A 481-nucleotide genomic window follows, 5' to 3' on the forward strand; every position below is an offset into this window, starting at 1 on the left:
GATCATCGCTTCTTGTACGATATCTAGCGCATCAGCTTCGTTTCGCGTAGCAAATTGGGTCATACGGAATGCCCGTTGCTCGACTTCTTTCAAAAAGTGCTCTATTTCCTGCACAGTTTGCCCATTCTGTCTTTGCTTCCCGAAACAGTGATTTTAGTTTATTGGACTACACGAATGGTCGTGTAGTCCAATTCTTTCTATTCCTGATCTTGCTCTAGGTCCTGCGGTTCGCTTAAACGTAGCGTCACATAATTTACGTCTAGTGACTTAAGGCTGTCGGTATACTGCCCCGTTGCAGTTAACTGATGCACTGCAAGGCCATTTTGTAGATACTCACTTGCCGAGCCAATAAAGCTGTCAAAATCCGTAAACATATGGACGCCTTCACCGCGAATCAAAATACTGAAACGTCCTTCTTCAGCAGTACTAACAAGCTTTTCAGGAGAGAAGCTTAACTGGCTTGAGCCGGGGATACCTTTCA

At 44.9% G+C, this 481-nt stretch carries 1 protein-coding gene; it reads right to left on the reverse strand.

Annotated elements, in window-relative coordinates:
- Positions 1-197: 197 nt before the first annotated feature.
- Positions 198-481, reverse strand: a 284-nt coding sequence (locus A3761_RS27080) for a hypothetical protein (protein ID WP_197472857.1), incomplete at its 5' end; no start/stop codon positions are given.

The organism is Oleiphilus sp. HI0123, assembly GCF_001635315.1.